The organism is Leptothrix sp. (in: b-proteobacteria) (assembly GCF_965250675.1).
In the GTDB taxonomy this organism is placed as follows: domain Bacteria; phylum Pseudomonadota; class Gammaproteobacteria; order Burkholderiales; family Burkholderiaceae_C; genus Sphaerotilus.
On record NZ_CBDFPH010000007.1, the window covers coordinates 62,597 to 82,633 of the forward strand.

The window sequence follows — 20,037 nt, forward strand, 5'->3', positions numbered from 1 at the left end:
TCCCGCCTTCGCGGGAATGACGATGGTGTACGGGCGGCGGACCAGTTCATGCCAGCCGCAGCAACTCCGCGCCCTCGCCGACCTGATCGCCTACGGCGTAGAGCAGTTCGGCCACCACGCCATCGCGCGGTGCCGTCAGCGTGTGTTCCATCTTCATCGCCTCCATCACCGCCAGCGCCTGGCCTTGCTGGACGGCATCACCCACGGCGGCCAGCAGCGCGACGACTTTGCCCGGCATCGGCGCGGTCAGGCGGCCGCCTTCGTGCGCGCCCTCGCCGGCATGGGCGATCGGGTCGAAATCGAGCAGTTCCAGCGAGCCGCCGTGGCCGAACACCGTGACGCGCTCGCCCTGCACGTGCACGTCCAGCGTGTGACGCTCGTCGCCCAGCGTGATGTCGTGGCGGCTGTCACCCAGCGAGCGCACCTGCAGCGTGCGGCTGTCCACACGACCGTCAGCGCCCACGCTCAGGCGCAAGCCGCCGTCGTGGCGGCGCTCCAGCGTTGCGACGTGGTGTTCGCGCCCGACGCGCAGATCAAAGCGCCGCCGCGCCCCGCCGTGCAGGCGCCATCCATCGCGGCGTGACCACGGGTCAGCGCCCTGCAGCGCGGCCTCGGCTTGCACCGCGTGCGCCACCACACCGGCGGCGGCCAGCAGCAGCGGCAGGCCGGGCTGGTCGAACAGCACGGCGCGTTCGCGCTCGATCAGCGCCGTGTCCAGATCCGCGCCGGCAAACGCCGCGCTGCGGACGACGCGGCGCAGGAACGCCACATTGGTGTGCAGGCCGACGATCTGCGTCTGCGCCAGCGCCGCATCGAGCCGCGCCAGCGCCTGGGCGCGGTCTTCGCCCCAGACGATCAGCTTGGCGATCATCGAGTCGTAGTACGGGCTGATGGCGTCGCCCTGGCGCACGCCGGCATCGACCCGCACCGGGCCGCGCTCGAAGCTCACATGCGCCGGCCAGCGCAGCACGTCGAGCGTGCCGGTGGCGGGCAGGAAGTTCGCGTCGGGGTTCTCGGCGCAGATGCGGGCCTCGATGGCGTGGCCGTGGATGCGCAAGTCCGTCTGCGCGGCAGGCAGCGGCTCGCCAGCGGCCACGCGCAATTGCCACTCGACCAGGTCGAAGCCGGTGATGGCCTCGGTGACCGGGTGCTCGACCTGCAGCCGCGTGTTCATTTCCATGAAGTAGAAGCGCAGGTCGCCGTCGTCGGTCGGCTCGGCGATGAACTCGACCGTGCCGGCGCCGACGTAGCCCACGGCCTGGGCCGCAGCGACTGCAGCTGCGCCCATCTCGGCGCGGCGTGCGGCGCTCAGGCCGGGCGCGGGCGCTTCTTCGAGCACCTTCTGGTGACGGCGCTGCACCGAGCAATCGCGCTCGAACAGGTAGACGCACTGGCCCTGCGTGTCGCCAAAGACCTGGATCTCGATGTGGCGCGGGCGGGTGACGTAGCGTTCGACCAGCACGTGGTCGTTGCCGAAGCTGGCCGAGGCCTCGCGCTGGCAGGAGGCGAGCGCGGCGATGAAGTCCTCAGCCCGCTCGACCCGGCGCATGCCGCGCCCGCCGCCGCCCGCGCTGGCCTTGATCAGCACCGGGAAGCCGATGCGCTCGGCTTGGGCGAGCAGGAAATCGGGCTCGTTGTTGTCACCGTGGTAGCCGGGCACCAACGGCACACCGGCGCGTTCCATCAGCGTCTTGGCGGCGGACTTGCTGCCCATGGCGGCAATGGCGGCCACCGGCGGGCCGATGAAGACCAGGCCGGCGTCGGCGCAGGCGCGGGCGAAATCCTCGTTTTCGCTCAGGAAGCCGTAGCCCGGGTGCACGGCCTGCGCGCCAGTGGCTTTGGCCGCATCGAGGATGTGCTGCCACTGCAGGTAGCTGTCGCGGGCAGCGGAGGCGCCGATGTGCACGGCCTGGTCGCAGGCCCTGACGTGAGCGGCGTCGGCGTCCGCATCGGAGTAGACCGCGACGGTCTGCACGCCCAGGCGGCGGGCGGTGGCGGCCACGCGGCAGGCGATCTCGCCGCGGTTGGCGATCAGGATTTTCTTGAACATGGTGAGGCCCCCATCACATCCGGAACACGCCGAACTTCGCATCCGGAATCGGCGCGTTCAGGCTGGCCGACAGGCCCAACGCGAGCACGCGGCGGGTGTCGGTCGGGTCGATCACGCCGTCGTCCCACAGCCGGGCGCTGGCGTAATACGGGTGGCCCTGCACGTCGTACTGCTGGCGGATCGGGCTCTTGAAGGCTTCTTCCTCGTCGGTCGTCCAAGCGCCGCCCTTGGCCTCGATGCCGTCGCGCTTGACGGTGGCCAGCACGCTGGCGGCCTGCTCGCCACCCATCACGCTGATGCGCGCGTTCGGCCACATCCACAGCAGGCGCGGGCTGTAGGCCCGGCCGCACATGCCGTAGTTGCCGGCGCCAAAGCTGCCGCCGATGATGACAGTGAACTTCGGCACGTTGGCACAGGCCACCGCCGTCACCATCTTGGCGCCGGCGCGGGCGATGCCCTCGTTCTCGACCTTGCGCCCGACCATGAAGCCGGTGATGTTCTGCAGGAACACCAGCGGAATCTTGCGCTGGCAGCACAGCTCGATGAAGTGCGCACCCTTGTTGGCGCTTTCGGTGAACAGGATGCCGTTGTTGGCGACGATGCCCACCGGCATGCCCTCGATGTGGGCGAAGCCGCAGACCAGCGTGGCGCCGTAGCGGGCCTTGAACTCGTCGAACTCGCTGCCATCGACGATGCGGGCGATGATTTCGCGCACGTCAAACGGCTTGCGGGTGTCGGTCGGGATGACGGACAGCAGCTCCTCGGCGTCGAACTTCGGTGGGCGCGGCTCGGCCAGGCGCAGCGGCTGGTCCTTGCGCCAATTCAAGTTGGCGACGATCTGACGGGCGATGGCCAGCGCATGCATGTCGTTGTCGGCCAGATGGTCGGCCACACCGGATAGCCGCGTGTGCACGTCGCCGCCGCCCAGGTCTTCGGCGCTGACGACCTCGCCGGTCGCGGCCTTCACCAGCGGCGGGCCGCCCAGGAAGATCGTGCCCTGGTTCTTGACGATGACGGTCTCGTCGCTCATCGCCGGCACGTAGGCGCCGCCCGCAGTGCAGCTGCCCATCACGACGGCGACCTGCGGAATGCCGGCGGCGCTCATCTGCGCCTGGTTGTAGAAGATGCGGCCGAAGTGGTCGCGGTCGGGGAAGACCTCGTCCTGGTTGGGCAGGTTGGCGCCGCCCGAGTCGACCAGGTAGATGCACGGCAGGTGGTTCTGCTGCGCGATCTCCTGGGCACGCAGGTGCTTCTTGACCGTCAGCGGGTAGTAGGTGCCGCCCTTGACGGTGGCGTCGTTGCAGACGATCAGGCATTCCACGCCCGAAACCCGGCCGATGCCGGCGACCATGCCGGCGCACGGCGCGGCGTCGGCACCGTCCTTCTCCGGGTACATGCCGAGCGCGGCGAGCGGTGCGATTTCCAGGAATGGCGTGTCGGGATCGAGCAGCATCTCGACCCGGTCGCGCGGCAGCAGCTTGCCGCGTGCCAGGTGCTTGGCGCGAGCAGCCTCGCCGCCGCCGAGGGCGATCTTGGCGAGCCGGGCATTCAGGTCGTCGACCAGCGCGCGCATCGCGGCAGCGCTGACCAGCGCGTCGGCTGAGCGCGGGTTGAGCTTGGAGGTGATGACGGGCATGGGCCGCTTCCTCAGCAGGTTTCGTTGAACAGCTCACGGCCGATCAGCATGCGGCGGATTTCGCTGGTGCCGGCGCCGATCTCATAGAGCTTGGCATCGCGCCACAGGCGCCCGACCGGGTAGTCATTGGTGTAGCCGACACCGCCGAGCGCCTGGATCGCTTCGCCGGCCATCCAGGTCGCCTTCTCGGCGGTGTAGAGGATCACGCCGGCGGCGTCCTTGCGCAGCGTGCGGCTGTGGTCGCCGCGGTCGCAGGCCTGCGCCACCGCGTAGGCGTAGGCGCGGCAGGCCTGGAAGGTGCTGTACATGTCGGCCAACTTGCCCTGCATCAACTGGAACTCGCCGATGCTCTGGCCGAACTGCTTGCGCTCGTGGACGAAAGGCACGACCACGTCCAGGCAGGCGGCCATGATGCCGAGCGGGCCGCCCGACAGCACCACGCGCTCGTAGTCCAGGCCGCTCATCAGCACCTTGGCGCCGTTGCCCTCGCCGCCGAGCACGTTTTCTTCAGGCACTTCGCAGTCCTCGAAAAACAGCGGGAAGGTGTTGGAGCCGCGCATGCCGAGCTTGTCGAGGTGCTGGCCGTGCGTGAAGCCGGCAAAGCTTTTCTCGATCAGAAAGGCGGTCATGCCGCGTGCGCCCATCTGCGGTTCGGTCTTGGCGTAGACCACCAGCGTGTCGGCGTCGCCGCCGTTGGTGATCCACATCTTGCTGCCGTTGAGCACGTAACGATCGCCGCGCTTCTCGGCACGCAACTTCATGCTGACGACGTCGGAGCCGGCGCCCGGCTCGCTCATGGCCAGCGCGCCGACGTGTTCGCCGCTGATCAGGCCGGGCAGGTACTTGGCCTTCTGAGCCGCCGTGCCGTTGCGGTTGATCTGGTTGACGCACAGGTTGCTGTGCGCGCCGTAGCTCAGGCCGACCGAGGCGCTGGCGCGGCTGACTTCTTCCATCGCCACCATGTGCGCCACATAGCCCATGCCGGTGCCGCCGTCGGCCTCGGGCACCGTGAGGCCGTGCACGCCCAGGTCGCCGAGCTTGCGCCACAGGTCGGCCGGAAACTCGTTGGCGCGGTCGATGTCGGCCGCGCGCGGCGCGATCTCGTGTTGGGCAAAGTCGCGCACGGCGTCGCGCAGTGCCGCGATGTCCTCGCCCAGCGGGAAGGTGAAGGTGGATTCAAACATCGGCGGTCTCCTTATTGAGTCAAGCTCAGCAACAGCCGAAATCTAGCACCCGACCAGACGCACCGCAACAATGCAAACCCGATGAATTGAGTGATACTCAATTCATGCCGAACGACGATCAGACTTCATTTGTTGAACAGCCCGCACCGACGCCCGTGCGCCGCAGCGCCGCCAGCGCCAAGAGCGAGCAGCGCATCCGCGACATCCTGCGCGTGGGCCGCGAGGTGTTTGCCGAGCTGGGTTACGAGCGCACCACCACCACCGAGATCGCCCAGCGCCTGGGCATCAGCGAGGCGACGGTGTTCACCTACTTCCGCGGCAAACGCGAGCTGTGCGTGCGCGTGATCAGCGACTGGTACGACGAGATCATTGCGGTGATGGAAAGCGGCCTGCCGCGCGAGCGCCCGGTGCGCGAGCAGCTGGCGTTCATGGTGCGCACGCACCTGCGGCTGTTTCTGGTCCAGGGCACGGGGCTGTGCGCGCTGGTGCTGTCGGAAGGCCGTGCAAAGGGGCCGGAGCTGGGCGACAGCTTCATGCCGCTGCAGCGTCGCTACACCGCGCCGCTGATGGACCTGCTGGCGCGCGGCCAGGCCAGCGGCGAGTTGCGCGCCGACCTGCCGCTGCGGCTGATGCGATCGATGGTGCTCGGGCCGATGGAGCACATCCTGTGGGAGGTGATCGGCCAAGCCGGCCAGGTCGGCCAGACACCGCCGGGCGACGTGGCCGCGCAGATCGACGCCACGTCAGAGCAGCTGGTGGCGCTGCTATGGAGCGCGCTGGCCGCGCCCGAGGCCGAATTGGCGGGCCTGCGGCGCCTCAAGGCCGAGGTGGCCGAGGCGCTGGCGCGGGCCGCCTAGAGGCTCAAGCCTTCTGCGCTTGCGCCGTGACCAGGCGCTCGAAATGCGCCTCGATGCGGCTGGCGTCGGGCGTCAGGCCGGTGAACAGCTCGAACGCGCCCACGGCCTGACCGACCGCCATGCCGCCGCCGGTCGAGACCGAGCAGCCGATGGAGCGTGCCGCCTTGAGCAGCGCGGTCTCCAGCGGGAAATACACCACCTCCGACACCCACAAGTCCGGGCGCAGCAGAGCGGCGTCAAGCGGCAGGCCGGGCAGCTTGTCCATGCCGGTGGGGGTGGCGTGGATCAGGCCGGTGGCGTCAGACATGGCGTCGGCCAGGTCGCCCGCCGCGCTGGCGCGCGGCGCGTCGGGCGTGGCGTAGAGGCGGTTCAGTTCGTCGGCCAGCGCGGCGGCGCGCACCGGATCGACGTCCTTGATGCGCAGTTGCTGGGCCCCCAGGCGCAGCACGGCATGCGCAATGGCCGCACCGGCACCCCCAGCGCCGAGCAGCACGACGCGGCTCAGGTCCGCCTCAGGCAAGGCACGCGTGAAGCCGCGCGCCCAGCCGGAGCCGTCGGTGTTGTGGCCGACCAGCTTGCCGCCCTGGATGACCACCGTGTTGACCGCACCCATGGCGCGGGCCTCGTCCGACAGGTCGTCCAGCAGCGGAATCACTGCCTGCTTGCACGGGTAGGTGATATTGAGTCCGGCAAAGCCCATGGTGCGGGCTGCCTGGAGCAACACGGGCAGATCGGCCGCACTGCCTTGGGTGCGATCCAGGTCGATCAGCTGGTAGTGCAGGCGCAGGCCGTGGTGGGCGGCCTCCGCTTCCTGCATGGCCGGCGTCAGGGAGCGCTGGATGCCGGAGCCGATCAGGCCCAGCAGCATCTTGGTGGCGGGTGCTTGGTTCATGCCCGTGTTCTCGCTCATGGACTGGATTTACTTGCGGAGCTTGGCCAGTTCGGCCTGCACTTCAGCCACGGTCGCAGCGATGGCCGCGCCGTGCTTGGCGATCACCGGCTCGAGCTTGGCGCGCAGCTTGGCTTGCTCGGCAGCGTTGAACTCGGTCACGGCCATGCCGGCCTTCTTCAGCTCCTGCAGGTCGTCAGCCGACTTGTCGCGGTTGACCTTGCGCTGGTAGGCGCTGGCTTCCTTGGCGGCGTCCTGCAGCACCTTCTGGTCGGCCGGGGTCAGGGTGTCCCAGACCTTCTTGCTGAAGATGATGGACTGCGGGTTGTACTGGTGGTTGGTCACGGCCAGGTTCTTCTGCACTTCGAACAGCTTGTTGGCGAGGATCACGCTGAGCGGGTTTTCCTGGCCGTCGATGGCCTTCTGCTCCAGACCGGCATAGACCTCGGGGAAGGCCATGGGCGTGGGGTTGGCGCCCAGGGTCTTGACCCAGTCGACGTTGATCGCGTTGGGGATGACGCGCAGCTTCAGACCCGCGATGTCTTCCACCGTGTTGATCGGCTTCTTGCTGTTGGTGATGTTGCGGAAGCCCAACTCCACATAGGCCAGGCCGATGATGCCCTTCTCGGCCAGCTTGGCGTGCAGCTTCTGGCCGACCGGGCCGTCGACGATGGCGTCGGCTTCCTTGGCGTTGGCGAACAGGAAGGGGAAGTCATAGACCTCGAAGTCCTTGACCTGCGAGGCCAGGATGCCCGAGTTCAGCTGCACGAACTCGATGGTGCCGCCCTGCAGTGCCGAGACGTTGGCCGCGTCGCCGCCCAGCGTGCCGCCGGGGAAGACGTTGACCTTCATCTTGCCGCCCGACTTGGCAGCGACCAGTTCGGCGAACTTCTGCGCGCCGATCTCCAGCGGGTGGCCCTTCGGGTTCTGCATGGCGAACTTGAAGGTCTTCTCCTGCGCAGCAGCGATGCCGCAGGTGGCGACGGCCGCGAGGGCCAGAACGGTCTTGATGAACAAACGCTTCATGGTTGTCTCCTAGTGAAGGACGGGGGTGAATCAGGAACGATTGAGGAAAACGATGGAAGGAACGGTCCAACCCACAACGCGGTGGACAGAACCGGCCCGACGTTGTCTCAGTTGGCCAGCCACTTGGCAGGTCCGGTGACGAGCCACGGGAACAGCACCAGCAGGAACATGACGATGAACTGCGCGGTCATGAAGGGCAGCACGCCACGGGTGACCTCATCCATCTTCATCTTGCCCACGCCTGCCACCACGTTGAGCACCGTGCCCACCGGCGGGGTGATCAGCCCGATCGCGTTGTTCATGATGAACAGCACGCCGAAGTAGACCGGGTCGATGCCCGCGGCCTTGATCACCGGCATCAGCACCGGGGTCATGATCAGGATGGTCGGCGTCATGTCCATGGCGGTACCCACCGCGATCACCAGCAGCATGATGGCGATCAGCAGCAGCGTTTGGTTGCCCATGAAGGGCTCAAGCAGCGAGATCATCTTGGCCGGGATGTCGGCCACGGTGATCAGCCAGGCGCTGACCATGGCGGCAGCCACCAGGAACATGATCACTGCCGTGGTCTTGGCTGCCGACACGAACACTTCATGCAACTGGTGCAGCTTCAGCTCGCCGTAGACCACGGTCGAGACGATCAGCGCGTACACCGCCGCCACCACGGCGGCCTCGGTCGGCGTGAACACACCGAACTTCAGGCCGACGATGACGATGACCGGCAGCACCAGCGCCCAAGTCGCCTCCCTGAGCGCCTTGATGCGCTCGGCCCAGGTGGACTTGGGCGGCGGGGCGATGTTTTCCTTCTTGGACACGAAGTACCACGTCACGGCGATGCTCAGGCCCATCAGCAGGCCCGGCACGATACCGGCCAGGAACAGCTTGCTGATCGACACGTTGGCGGCCACGCCAAAGATCACGAAGCCGATCGAGGGCGGAATGATGGGGGCGATGATGCCGGCCGAGGCGATCAGGCCGCCTGCGGTGGCCTTGTTGTGGCCCGCGCGCACCATCATCGGCAGCAGCAGCGCCGCCAATGCGGCCGTATCAGCCACGGCCGAACCCGACAGCGCCGCCAGCAGGCAGGCCGCCACGATGGCGACGAAGCCCAGGCCGCCCCGCTTGTGACCCACCAGGGTCAGCGCCAGGTTGACGATGCGCTTGGACAAGCCGCCGACGTTCATGATCTCGCCAGCGAGCATGAAGAAAGGCACGGCCAGCAGAGGGAACGAATCGGCGCCGTTGATGACGTTCTGCGCCAGGATCTGGGCGTCGAACAAGTCCAGGTGCCACATCAGGGCGACGCCGGACAGGAGCAATGAGTAGGCAATGGGCACGCCCAAGGCCATCGCGGCCAGCAGGGAGCCGAGGAAGATGAAGACAGTCATGGTCGGAGGCCTCTTGCTTGATCTGGATGGGGCTTACTTTTTGAAAGTAATGCTCTGGTTGAGGTGCAGGGCCTCGACTTGCGCCATGTCCTCGGATTCCTGGCTCATGGTGAGTTCGGACTCGCTGGCCTGGCCGCTCAGAACGCGCCAGAGCTGCATCAGCAGCAGCACGCCGCTGGAGACGGCAAACACCACGCCCGAGGCGTAGAAAATACTCACCGACATGCCGGTCACGGGCGCCTCGACGTCCCAGTTGATCTTGGCCTGAGCCAGGCTGCCGGAGAACAGCAGCCAGGTGACGTAGAGCATCATGATCTGGCTGATGACGACGCACACGCGCTTGGCCGCCACCGGCAGTCGCGAGGTCAGCATGTCGGTGCCCAGGTGACCGTGTTCGCGCAGCGCAACGATGGCGCCCAGGAAGGTCATCCATACGAACAGCCAGCGCGCGAGCTCCTCGGACTCGGTGATGCCCGAGTTGAAGGCGTAGCGCATCACCACGTTGCCAAACACCAGCACGACCATTGCCACCAGCATCAGCACCAGCAGCCACTCGAGCGCGCGGCAGTAGCGTTCCATCAGTTTCGTCACAGTACTCTCCTCGTTTGAGCCGAGACGAATAATGTACGAACTGGTTAGTTTTTAGATCAGTAAAAACCCTAGGATTTGCGCACGAAGCGCACCACCATCTCGACAATGTTTTCGCGCCGCGCCGCCACCGCCGCCAGGCTGTCCAGATCGCGCTTGAAGATCAGCGAAAAGGTGTGCCGGTTGGAGACGTTGAAGAAGCACAGCGCCGAGATCGACATGTGCAGGTCGATGGCATCCACGTCGGGGCGGAACACGCCCGCCACCACGCCGCGCTCGTACACCGCCCGCACCGCGTTGATGACGGGCACGTTCAGGTCCTGGATGGTCTTGGACTGGGCCATGAACTCGCCGCGGTGGATGTTCTCGTTCATCACCAGGCGGACAAAATCGGGGTTGCCGAGTTGGTAGTCGTAGGTGAAACCCACCAGCGTGCGCAGGGCCTGCTCGGGACCGAGTTCGTCGAGATGCAGGTCGGCCTCGATGCGCCGGATGCGCCGGTAGGCCTCCTCCAGCACCGCGATGTAGAGCCCCTCCTTGCTGCCGAAGTAGTAATAGATCATGCGCTTGCTGGTGCGCGTGCGGGCGGCGATCTCGTCGATCCGGGCACCGGATAAACCCTTGTCGGCGAACTCGGCGGTGGCCTCCTGCAGGATGTTGGCCATGGTGCGCTCGGGGTCGTTGATGCGGCCCGTGTCCACCGGCAGTGCAGCGGTTGAAGCCGGGTCGGCCACGACAGTGCTTCTGACCCCAAGGGTCGTTTGCTCGACGCTCTTCTGGGCCGCCTTGGCCCGGCTCGGTTTGGAGTTTTGTACGATTTGGTTCATGGCGGGGGCAAGCATAAACGCAAGCCGGGCGGCTGCGCTCAATGCCCGGCCAAACCAGGGTGCCAAACTAGGCTCCTTTCTATGCATCGTTCACGCATCGTTTCGCGCCCCCGGCGCATCACGTGATGCAGCTCACTGCAGTTTCATGAGTCCAAGCCCCCACAGACACCCGGACGCCCATCCGCAGAAATCGCCTGCGGCCGCGCACCTGCAGAGCAGCACAGCGCTGGCACAGCATCTGGCGGTCGATCCGGTCACCGGTCTCGACACGGCGGAAGCGGCGCGTCGCATCGACACCCACGGCAGCAACGCGCTGGCGCAAGCCGCGCCGCCCAGCCTGGCGCGCCGGTTCGCACGCCAGTTCAGCGACGTGATGATCCTGGTTCTGCTGGCGGCCGCGCTGATCGCGGCGCTGATGGGCGAAGCGCTGGACGCCAGCGTGATCCTGGTCATCGTGGTGCTCAACGCCGTGATGGGCGTGGCGCAGGAATGGCGCGCCGACCGGGCGCTGCTCGCGCTGCGCAGCCTGGCCGCACCGCAGGCCACGGTGCGGCGCGACGGCCAGCACCAGCAGATCAACACCGAGCACCTGGTGCCCGGCGACGTGGTGCTGCTCGAAGCCGGCAACCTGGTGCCGGCGGACCTGCGGCTGCATGAAGCCCGGCAGTTGCGCATCGATGAATCGGCGCTGACGGGCGAGTCGGTCAGCGCCGACAAGCATGACGCCACCCTGCCCGCGCTGCCGCAAGGCGAACACCCGCTGGGCGACCGCTGCAACATGGCCTACAAGGGCACGCTGGTCACCAACGGCCGGGCGGTCGGGCTGGTGGTGGCCACCGGCATGGGCACCGAGCTGGGCCAGATCGCCCGCCTGATGACCGCCGCACCCGAACGCGCCACCCCGCTGCAGCAGCGGCTGGCCGCGCTGGGGCGGCGCCTGTCGCTGCTGGTGCTGCTGATCTGCGGCGCGCTCTTCGGCCTGGGCCTGCTGCGCGGCGAGCCGCCGCTGCTGATGGCGCTCACCGCCCTGAGCCTGGCCGTGGCCGCGATTCCGGAGGCGCTGCCCGCCGTGGTCACCGTGCTGCTGGCGCTCGGCGCCCGGCGCATGGCACAGGCACAGGCGTTGGTGCGGCGCTTGCCGGCGGTCGAGACGCTGGGTTCGGTCAACGTCATCTGCTCGGACAAGACCGGCACGCTCACCCTGAACCGCATGAGCGTGGCCTGCGCCCTGGCCGCGCCTGATGAAGCGGCCCCTGCAACGGCAGAACTTGGCGCCGAAGTGGCCTCGCGCACCGCCAGCGTGGCGCTGTGGCGGGCCGCGCTACTGTGCAACGACGCGCAGGCCTACCCGGCCACGCACGACGCCGACGCCACGCCCTGGCTGGGCGACCCGACCGAGACCGCGCTGCTCGAAGGCGCGCAGGCCTACGGGCTGCACGTGGCACGCTGGCGCAGCCGCCTGCCGCGCGAGCATGAATGGCCGTTCGACTCGGTGCGCAAGCGCATGAGCACGCTGCACAAGACCTGCAATAGCCACAACAGCGGCTGGCTGCTGGTCTGCAAAGGCGCACCGGAGGCCGTGCTGCCACGCTGCAGTCTGTTCCAGCAGGAACTCGACGACGAGACCGGCAGCCAGACCACCGCCTGGCAAGCCCGCGCCGACGCACTGGCCGCCCAGGGCCTGCGCGTGCTGGCCCTGGCGCAGCGCCGCTGGCTGGCGCACGACGCGTCGGGCGCCCTGCATGCCTCCCCGGCCACGCTGGACGCCGAGGTCGTCGAGTGCGACCTGGAACTGCTGGGCCTGATCGGCCTGATCGACCCACCCCGCCCCGAGGCCGCCGACGCCGTGGCGCAGTGCCGTGCCGCCGGCATCACGCCCGTGATGATCACCGGCGACCACCCCGCCACCGCGCTGGCGATTGCGCGGCGGCTGGGCCTCATCACCGCCGATGACGACGCGCTGCTGCTGACCGGGCCGGAACTGGCCGCCCTCAATGACGGCCAGTTCGCGGCGGAAGTCGACCGTGTGCGGGTCTACGCCCGGGTCGACCCGGCGCAGAAGATCCGCATCGTGCAGGCGCTGCAGGCGCGCGGCCAGTACGTCGCCATGACGGGCGATGGCGTCAACGACGCACCAGCGCTGAAGGCCGCCGACATCGGCGTGGCCATGGGCAGGGGCGGCACCGACGTGGCGCGCGAGGCCGCCGCGCTGGTGCTGCTGGACGACCACTTCGCCAGCATCGTGGGCGCGGTGCGCGAGGGCCGGCGCATCTACGACAACATCCGCAAGTTCGTGCGCTATGTGATGACGGGCAACTCGGGCGAGATCTGGACGCTGGCGCTCGCGCCGCTGCTCGGCCTGCCGCTGCCGCTGGTGCCGATCCAGATCCTGTGGGTCAACCTCGTCACCGACGGCCTGCCCGGCATGGCGCTGGCCGCCGAGCCGGCCGAGCGCGGCGTGATGCAGCGCCCGCCGCGCCCGCTGGGCGAGAGCCTGTTTGCCGGCGGCCTGTGGCAGCACACGCTGTGGGTCGGCCTTCTGATCGGCGCGCTGTGCCTGGGCGTGCAGGCCTGGGGCGTGATGCACGGCGAAGACCACGGCCAGACGATGGTGTTCACCGTGCTGACGCTGGCACAGCTGGCGCACGTGCTGGCCATCCGCTCGGAGACCGAGCCGATCTGGCGCCTCAACCCCTTCAGCAACCTGCCGCTGACCGGTGCCGTGCTCGCCAGCCTGCTGCTGCAGGCCGCCGTGATCTACGCGCCGCCGCTGCAGGCGGTGTTCCACACCCAGGCGCTGAGCGCAGGCCAGCTCGGCCTCTGCCTGGCCTGCGCGGCGGTGGTCATGCTGGCGGTGGAGCTGGAAAAAGCCTGGCGCCGCCGCAAGGCCTGACACGCCATGCAAGCCTTTGTGCGACTCATGGCGGCACTGGAGACCCCGTCAGAGGGACCAGCCACGCTGGGCAGCTACTTGTCCCACGCGACTCCCGCCGACGCCGCCTGGGCGGTCTACCTGCTGGCAGGCGGCAAGCTCAGGCAGGCCGCGCCCGCCGCGCTGCTGCGCCAGACGGCGCAAGCCGCCGCAGGGCTGGACGACTGGCTGTTCGAAGCCAGTCACGCGGCTGTAGGCGATCTGGCGGAAACCATTGCGCTGGTCTTGCCCAAGGTCTTGCCCGTCGATGATTCAGCGCCACCATGCTGGCCGCCCGACGCCGCCGCCGGGCTGGCCGACTGGATCGAACAAGGACTGACCGAACTGCGCTTGCACGAGGACGCAGCGCCTCAAGCCCACTGGCTGTTGGGGGCCTGGGGCGTGCTGGACGTGCCCGGCCGGCTGCTGCTCAACAAGCTGATCGCCGGCCATCTGCGCCCGGGCCTGAACCTTCAACAGTTGCACCACGCCCTGGCCGAACAGGCCGGGCTGCCCGCCGCCGTCATCGCCCAACGGCTGGCGGGCTACACCCACGCCGCACCCGGCGCGGCGGCTTATCTGGCGCTGATTGATACGGCCCACGACACCACCCGCCACGCCGGCACGCCCTACCCGTTGGCCGCCGCGCAGCCGTTCACACCGGGCAATGGGATGGGCTCCGGATGGCACGCCGAATGGAAATACGACGGCCTGCGCGCCCAGCTGGTCAAGCGCGCCGGGCAGATCTGGCTGTGGTCGCGCGCCGGGGAGTTGATCAACGCATGTTTTCCGGACGTGGTGGCCGCAGCCCTGGCGCTGCCGGATGGCACGGTGCTGGACGGCGAATTGCTGGTCTGGCCCGATGGCGCCCACGAACAGCCCGGACCGCAAGCCCTGCTGCCGACCCGCCTGGGCCGCAAGGCACCGAGCCGCAAGCAGCTGGCCGAGGCGCCGGTGCAGCTGCTGGCTTTTGATCTGCTCGAAGCCGAAGGCGTCGATCTGCGCCGCCTGCCCTGGCTGCAACGCCGCCAGGGCCTTGAAGAACTGCAGTCGAAGACAAAATTGCGTATATCCCAACATTGGGTGACAGATGATGAAACCACGCTCGCGACGCAGCAGGCTGCCGGCCGGGCGCGGGGCCTGGCCGGGCTGGTGCTCAAACAGGCTCACAGCCGGTACGACGACGCCGAAGTACCGTGGCGCAGCTGGAAGCTGCCGGCGCAGCGCCTCAACGCCGTGCTGATCTACGCGCAGGCGGCGCAAGGCCGGCAGGCCAGTGCCGTCAGCGCTTTTGGCGACTACACGCTGGCGGTCTGGAGCCGCACGCCGGTGGACGCCGCTGAAGCCCACGCCGTGCTGGACGCCATCACCCGGCGCGAGCCGCCCCAGGCCGACGCGCTGCAGCTGGTGACCTGCGTCAAGACCGACGCCGGCCTGAGCGACACCGAGCGGCGGGTGATCGAGCAGGTCATCCGCCAGACCACGGTCGAGAAATTCGGCCCGGTGCGCAGCCTGCGGCCCACGCTGGTGCTGGAGTTGTCGTTCGAGGGCTTGCAGGCCAGCCGCCGCCACAAGTGCGGCGTGGTGCTGCGCACGCCCTGCCTGCTGCGCCTGCGCCAGGACGTGGCGCTGCACAGCGCCGCAACATTGCCGGATTTAATGGCTTTTTTGCAGCAAATGCCGTAAAAAATGCCGCAAAACCTCGCATCAACCCCGTGAAATCATGGGAAGAACGGCCCTGCTAGCATGTATTCAATCGTTCATCAGTTTCACCCAGACTTCACCCAAGATGCCCAATTTGCTGCCCACCTCCAATACGCCTGACGCGCTGCACGACTCGGACGAAGGCACGCCGGTTTCCGTACGCATCCGCCAGCGCATCAAGGCGGCGCAAAAGCGTTTTCACGCCAACGACAACATCTCGGATTTCATCGAGCCGGGCGACCTGGAAGCGCTGCTCGACGAAGTGCAGGGCAAGATGGCCGGCGTGCTGCAGAGCCTGGTGATCGACACCGAGAGCGACCACAACACCCAGGACACCGCGCGCCGCGTCGCCAAGATGTATCTCAACGAGATCTTCAAGGGCCGCTACGTGCCGCAGCCGCCGGTGACCGAGTTCCCCAACGCCGAGCGCCTCAACGAGCTGATGATCGTCGGCCCGATCACCGTGCGCAGCGCCTGCTCGCACCACCTGTGCCCGATCATCGGCAAGGTCTGGATCGGTGTGATGCCCAACGAGCACTCCAACCTAATCGGCCTGTCCAAGTACGCCCGCCTGGCCGAATGGATCATGAGCCGCCCGCAGATCCAGGAAGAAGCCGTCACCCAGGTCGCCGACCTGCTGCAGGACAAGACCCAGCCCGACGGCCTGGCCGTGGTGATGGAGGCAGACCACTTCTGCATGGGCTGGCGCGGCGTCAAGGACATGGACTCCAAGATGATCAACAGCGTCATGCGCGGCTCCTTCCTGAAAGACGCCAACCTGCGGCGCGAATTTCTCGCGCTGATCACCTCCAAGAGATCCTGAAAGGTCACACACCATGCTGGTTCGCATGCTCTACGCCAGCCGCGCCGACGCGGTCGGGCCTGAAATGATCGACTCGATCCTGGCGCAATCGCGCGCCAAGAACCCCGCACTGGGCATCACCGGCGTGCTCTGCTACGGCGGCGACGTGTTCATGCAGGTGCTCGAAGGGGGTCGCTCGACGGTCAACACGCTCTACAACGACATCGTGCGCGACCGGCGCCACCATGACGTCACAGTGCTGTACTACGAAGAAATCTCCGAGCGCCGCTTCTCCGGCTGGACCATGGGCCAGGTCAACCTGACGCGCGTGAACCCGTCCATCGTGCTCAAGTACAGCGACCGCCCGGTGCTGGACCCGTTCTTGGTGTCGGGCCGCGCGTCGATGGCGCTGGTCGAGGAACTCATCGCCACCGCCTCCATCGTCGGACGCACGGTCTGACGCCCGCCGCGCTGCAACTGCGCGGCGTCGACTTCACCAGCCGCCCCACCCGCCGCAAGCCCATCGTGATGGCGCTGGGCCGGCGCGCGGGCGCGGTGGTGGTGCTCGATGACATCCGCAGCTTTGACGCCGCCGCCGCCTTCGAGGCCAGCCTGCGCGAGCCCGGCCCGTGGCTGGGCGGCTTCGACCTGCCCTTCGGCCTGCCGCGCGAACTGGTGCAGACCCTCGGCTGGCCAACCGACTGGCCCGCGCTGATGCAGCACTACGCCGCCCTCAGCCGCGAGCAGATCCGCGACCAGTTCGCCGCCTTCTGCAACGCCCGGCCCGTAGGTGGCAAGTTTGCGCACCGCGCCTGCGACAAGCCCGCCGGCTCATCGCCGTCCATGAAATGGGTAAACCCGCCGGTGGCCTACATGCTGCACGCGGGCGTGCCGGCGCTGCTGGCCGCCGGCTGCGACCTACCCGGCCTGCACGCGGGCGACGCCAGCCGCGTCGCACTGGAGGCCTATCCCGGCCTGCTGGCACGCGAGTTGATCGGCAACACGTCCTACAAGAGCGACGACAGCGCCAAGCAGACGCCCGAGCGCCTGCTGGCGCGCAAGAGCCTGGTGCATGCGCTGGAAATGGGCCACGGCCGCCTCGGCCTGCGCCTGCGGCTGCGGCCTGCCCAGCACGAAGGCCTGGTGGCCGACGCCAGCGGCGACCGGCTCGACGCCGTGCTCTGCCTGCTCCAAGCCGCCTGGGCCAGCACGCAGCCGCGCTACGGCTGGCCGGCCGAGGTCGACCCGCTCGAAGGCTGGATCCTCAGCGCCTGAAACACCAGGCACCTGTCGTGATTGCGCATGGACAAGGGTTTTCACGGTTTGTGCCGAGCTTCGTTGAGCAGGGATACTTGCGACGCTAAAAAGCACGGTCGTTCTATTAAATCCACTCAGCCTTCATGCCCATGCACACCTCCAGACGACTCCTCACCGGCCTGACCACCTTGTCAGTCCTGGCACTGGCCGCTTGCGGCGGCGGCAGCAGCGGTGACGCCGACACCGTGGATCTCTCCAACGACCGCGGCTCGCTCGTCAAGAATCCGCCTACGCAGCTGGCTGCGCTCACGAACACGCAGTTCAGTGCCAGCCTGGGCGCCACCGACGCCGGCAAGAGCCTGCTGACGCTGACCACCGGCTCGGCCACCGGCACCGTCAAGTGCGGCATCGATGTGCGCTATATCCAGTACGGCACCGTCGGCGGCGCGGGCGAGAAGACCAACGCCTCCGGCGCGCTGATGATCCCGACCGGCGGCGCCGGCTGCACCGGCCCGCGTCCCGTGGTCGTCTACGCCCACGGCACCACGCTGGACAAGAACTACAACATCGCGCTGCTGGGCAGCACCAACTCGGCCGCGTCCGAGGCCGGCCTGGTCGCCGCCATGTATGCCGCCAAGGGCTACATCGTCGTCGCACCCAACTACGCCGGCTACGAGGCCTCGACGCTCGGCTACCACCCGTACCTCAACGCCGACCAGTCGTCCAAGGACATGATCGACGCGCTGACCGCCGCCCGCAAAGCGATTGCACGCATCGGCAACGGCACCAGCGACAACGGCAAGCTGTTCCTGACCGGCTACTCGCAAGGCGGCCACGTCGCCATGGCCACCCAGCGCGCCATGCAGGCTGCCGGCATGACCGTCACCGGCCTGGCCGGCGGCAGTGGCCCGTATGCGATGAGCACCTTCATCGACGCCATCTTCGGCGGCCAGCCCATCCTGGGCGGTACGCTGTTCCTGCCGCTGCTGTCGACCAGCTGGCAGAAGGCATACGGCAACGTGTATGGCTCAGCCACCGCTACGGCGGCTGATTTCTACACCAGCACCTACGCCACCGGCATCGAAACCCTGCTGCCCAGCACCACCGCTGCATCTACCCTGGTGTCGACCGGCAAGCTGCCGCAGTTGGCGCTGTTCGGCAATGACCTGCCGGTCTACAACGCCGCCAGCCCGTTCAGCATCTTCTACGGCACCCCGGCGCAGTCGCTGATCAAGTCGAGCTACGCACTGCCCGTGCTGGGCGACCTCCAGGCCAACGCCTGCGCTGCCGGCCAGACCGCAGCGGGCGTAGCGGGTTGCACCCCGGCTCACCCGGTGCGCGTCGCCGCCAAGACCAACGACCTGCGCACCTACCTGCCCACCAGCCCCGTGCTGATGTGCGGCGGCGCCAACGATCCGACGGTGTTCTACGTCAACGCGCAACTGACGCAGGCCTATGTCCAGGGCCGTCTGGCGGCGGCTTCGCTGCCGTCGGCGCTCAGCACGCTGGTCAACGTCGATGAAGCGCCCACCAGCGCGACAGACCCGTTCGCCGTCGCCAAGGGCGCCTTCCTGCAGACCAAGGCGGGCATCGGCGCCGCGGCGGCTGCCGCGGCAGCTGCTGCCGGTGGCGACGCCACCGCCCAGGCCACGGCCAGCGCCTCGGCCATCTCGCAGAACTACCACGCCACCGTGGCCCCGTTCTGCGCGGCAGCGGCTGAGGGCTTCTTCAGCAAGCTGTAAACCCACGGGGCCTGAGCGCCCCGGATTTCAAGCGCCCATGAAAATGGCGACCTGATCGGGTCGCCATTTTTGTTTTGTGCCGAGTGCGATCAGCTATGGACGCACGGCATCGGCACCCTTCTTGTAAACGTCATGCGACATGCCCGCATCCTTGAGGCAGCGCTCTTGCACGGAGGTATCCGCCTGTCTCATGCATTCAACACGCTGGGCGTTGCGACCGGTGGCGTAAAGCTGGTCAGCGGAGCAGGCTGACAGCACGGCGCAGAAGCCCAGCAGGGCGATGGACGCGCGAATCATGCTGACCCCTCTCAGCTGATCAACTTCTTGAACCAGCCCTTCTTCTCACCGCCGTCTGCGACCGCCTCGCCTTCAGCCACCGCTGGCGCATAACGCTCGGTCAGCGCGGCGGTGAATTTCTCGAAGAACTCCTTGGCCATCTTGTTGGCGGCCATGTCGACCAGGCGGGAGCCGATCTGGGCGATCTTGCCGCCCACGGTGGCGTGCACCTCGTAGGCGAGTTCGGTTTCGTGGTCGCCCTTGGCGGTCAGCGTGACCTGGGCGTTGCCTTTGCCGTGACCGGCCGCGCCGCCCTGGCCTTCGAACGCCAGGTTGTAGGACGTGGGTGCGACGATGTCGCTGATCTTGAGCTTGCCCTTGAACTTGGCTTTGACCGGGCCGATGGCGGCCACCACGATGACTTCGTATTCGTTCTCGCCCGTGGTGACGATGCCTTCGCAGCCGGGAATGGCCTGCTGGATCAGCGTCATGTCGTTGAGGGATTCCCAGGCGATGGCCTGGTTGACAGGCAGGGTTTGCGTGTTGCTGAGTTGCATCGGGGTTTACTCGCAGTTTTGAATCAGGGGGACAGCAGCTGTTTCAGGCTGGCGCGGGGACCGGATGGAGGCGTGGACAGCACCTGGGCCAGGTGTTCCAGGCTGTCGATGTTGTGGGCACTGAGGAATTCATCGACGTGCGGCAGCATCGCGCGGATGCCGGCCGCCCGCGGCTCGAAGCCATCAAAGCGCAGCAGCGGGTTGAGCCACACCAAGCGCCGGCAGCTCTTGGCCAGCCGTTCCATCTCGAAGCTCAGCGCGCGGGTGTCGCCGTGCTCCAGTCCGTCGGTGATCAACAGGACGGTCGCCCCGCCAGATAGCACGCGGCGTGCCCAGCGCTGGT

17 protein-coding genes are annotated in these 20,037 nt (G+C 67.7%); 7 read left to right on the forward strand and 10 right to left on the reverse strand.

Translation table 11 applies throughout. The features are described 5' to 3' along the window. Nucleotides 1–46: 46 nt before the first annotated feature. From AC5IG3_RS09060 to AC5IG3_RS09070, 3 genes are read right to left on the reverse strand one after another with little or no spacing between them, the layout of a single operon-like run. Entirely contained in the window at nt 47–2,050 is a 2,004-nt protein-coding gene (locus AC5IG3_RS09060; RefSeq protein ID WP_491905968.1) for an acetyl/propionyl/methylcrotonyl-CoA carboxylase subunit alpha, read from the reverse strand. Nucleotides 2,051–2,063: 13 nt separating this feature from the next. Beyond that, nucleotides 2,064–3,686: a carboxyl transferase domain-containing protein gene (locus tag AC5IG3_RS09065; protein WP_491905969.1), complete on the reverse strand. Its 1,623-nt coding sequence runs from the start codon at nt 3,684–3,686 to the stop codon at nt 2,064–2,066. Between the two features lie 11 nt (nt 3,687–3,697). Next, nucleotides 3,698–4,870 (reverse strand): isovaleryl-CoA dehydrogenase, encoded by a 1,173-nt coding sequence (locus AC5IG3_RS09070; protein WP_491905970.1) that lies wholly within the window; start codon nt 4,868–4,870, stop codon nt 3,698–3,700. Between the two features lie 104 nt (nt 4,871–4,974). Here AC5IG3_RS09070 and AC5IG3_RS09075 point away from each other — a divergent pair, with 104 nt between their 5' ends. Next, nucleotides 4,975–5,727, forward strand: coding sequence for a TetR/AcrR family transcriptional regulator (locus tag AC5IG3_RS09075; protein ID WP_491905971.1), 753 nt, complete (start codon nt 4,975–4,977; stop codon nt 5,725–5,727). A 4-nt stretch (nt 5,728–5,731) separates the two neighbouring features. Here the strand turns inward: AC5IG3_RS09075 and AC5IG3_RS09080 are convergent, their stop codons facing one another. The 5 genes from AC5IG3_RS09080 to AC5IG3_RS09100 form a co-directional block, all read right to left on the reverse strand. Then, the gene (locus AC5IG3_RS09080) at nt 5,732–6,637 is read right to left on the reverse strand and encodes a shikimate dehydrogenase (RefSeq protein WP_491905972.1); all 906 of its coding nucleotides are present in this window, start codon (nt 6,635–6,637) and stop codon (nt 5,732–5,734) included. A 9-nt stretch (nt 6,638–6,646) separates the two neighbouring features. Next, nucleotides 6,647–7,642, reverse strand: a complete 996-nt coding sequence (locus AC5IG3_RS09085; RefSeq protein ID WP_491905973.1) for a TRAP transporter substrate-binding protein — start codon at nt 7,640–7,642, stop codon at nt 6,647–6,649. A 107-nt stretch (nt 7,643–7,749) separates the two neighbouring features. Beyond that, nucleotides 7,750–9,030, reverse strand: a complete 1,281-nt coding sequence (locus AC5IG3_RS09090; protein WP_491905974.1) for a TRAP transporter large permease subunit — start codon at nt 9,028–9,030, stop codon at nt 7,750–7,752. Nucleotides 9,031–9,063: 33 nt separating this feature from the next. Further along, entirely contained in the window at nt 9,064–9,621 is a 558-nt protein-coding gene (locus AC5IG3_RS09095) for a TRAP transporter small permease (RefSeq protein ID WP_491905975.1), read from the reverse strand. A gap of 68 nt (nt 9,622–9,689) precedes the next feature. Further along, complete coding sequence (locus AC5IG3_RS09100; protein ID WP_491905976.1) at nt 9,690–10,445, reverse strand: TetR/AcrR family transcriptional regulator; 756 nt, start codon at nt 10,443–10,445, stop codon at nt 9,690–9,692. Nucleotides 10,446–10,590: 145 nt separating this feature from the next. Here AC5IG3_RS09100 and AC5IG3_RS09105 point away from each other — a divergent pair, with 145 nt between their 5' ends. The 6 genes from AC5IG3_RS09105 (at nt 10,591) to AC5IG3_RS09130 (ending at nt 18,861) form a co-directional block, all read left to right on the forward strand. Beyond that, nucleotides 10,591–13,338, forward strand: a complete 2,748-nt coding sequence (locus AC5IG3_RS09105; RefSeq protein WP_491905977.1) for a cation-translocating P-type ATPase — start codon at nt 10,591–10,593, stop codon at nt 13,336–13,338. A gap of 6 nt (nt 13,339–13,344) precedes the next feature. Continuing rightward, the gene (locus tag AC5IG3_RS09110) at nt 13,345–15,042 is read left to right on the forward strand and encodes an ATP-dependent DNA ligase (protein WP_491905978.1); all 1,698 of its coding nucleotides are present in this window, start codon (nt 13,345–13,347) and stop codon (nt 15,040–15,042) included. Nucleotides 15,043–15,145: 103 nt separating this feature from the next. Next, nucleotides 15,146–15,883 (forward strand): GTP cyclohydrolase I, encoded by a 738-nt coding sequence (folE, locus tag AC5IG3_RS09115; RefSeq protein ID WP_491905979.1) that lies wholly within the window; start codon nt 15,146–15,148, stop codon nt 15,881–15,883. A 13-nt stretch (nt 15,884–15,896) separates the two neighbouring features. Then, on the forward strand, nt 15,897–16,322 hold the full coding sequence (locus tag AC5IG3_RS09120) for a BLUF domain-containing protein (protein WP_491905980.1): 426 nt from the start codon (nt 15,897–15,899) through the stop codon (nt 16,320–16,322). Between the two features lie 68 nt (nt 16,323–16,390). Then, the gene (locus tag AC5IG3_RS09125; protein ID WP_491905984.1) at nt 16,391–17,137 is read left to right on the forward strand and encodes a DUF429 domain-containing protein; all 747 of its coding nucleotides are present in this window, start codon (nt 16,391–16,393) and stop codon (nt 17,135–17,137) included. A gap of 170 nt (nt 17,138–17,307) precedes the next feature. Next, complete coding sequence (locus AC5IG3_RS09130; RefSeq protein WP_491905981.1) at nt 17,308–18,861, forward strand: alpha/beta hydrolase family protein; 1,554 nt, start codon at nt 17,308–17,310, stop codon at nt 18,859–18,861. A gap of 308 nt (nt 18,862–19,169) precedes the next feature. On the opposite strand, the gene AC5IG3_RS09135 is transcribed toward AC5IG3_RS09130, so the two are convergent. Next, nucleotides 19,170–19,694 carry an SRPBCC family protein gene (locus tag AC5IG3_RS09135; RefSeq protein ID WP_491905982.1) on the reverse strand — a complete coding sequence of 175 codons (525 nt, stop codon included), beginning with the start codon at nt 19,692–19,694 and terminating at the stop codon, nt 19,170–19,172. A 23-nt stretch (nt 19,695–19,717) separates the two neighbouring features. Continuing rightward, a partial coding sequence (locus tag AC5IG3_RS09140) for a VWA domain-containing protein (RefSeq protein ID WP_491905983.1) occupies nt 19,718–20,037 on the reverse strand: 320 nt, incomplete at its 5' end.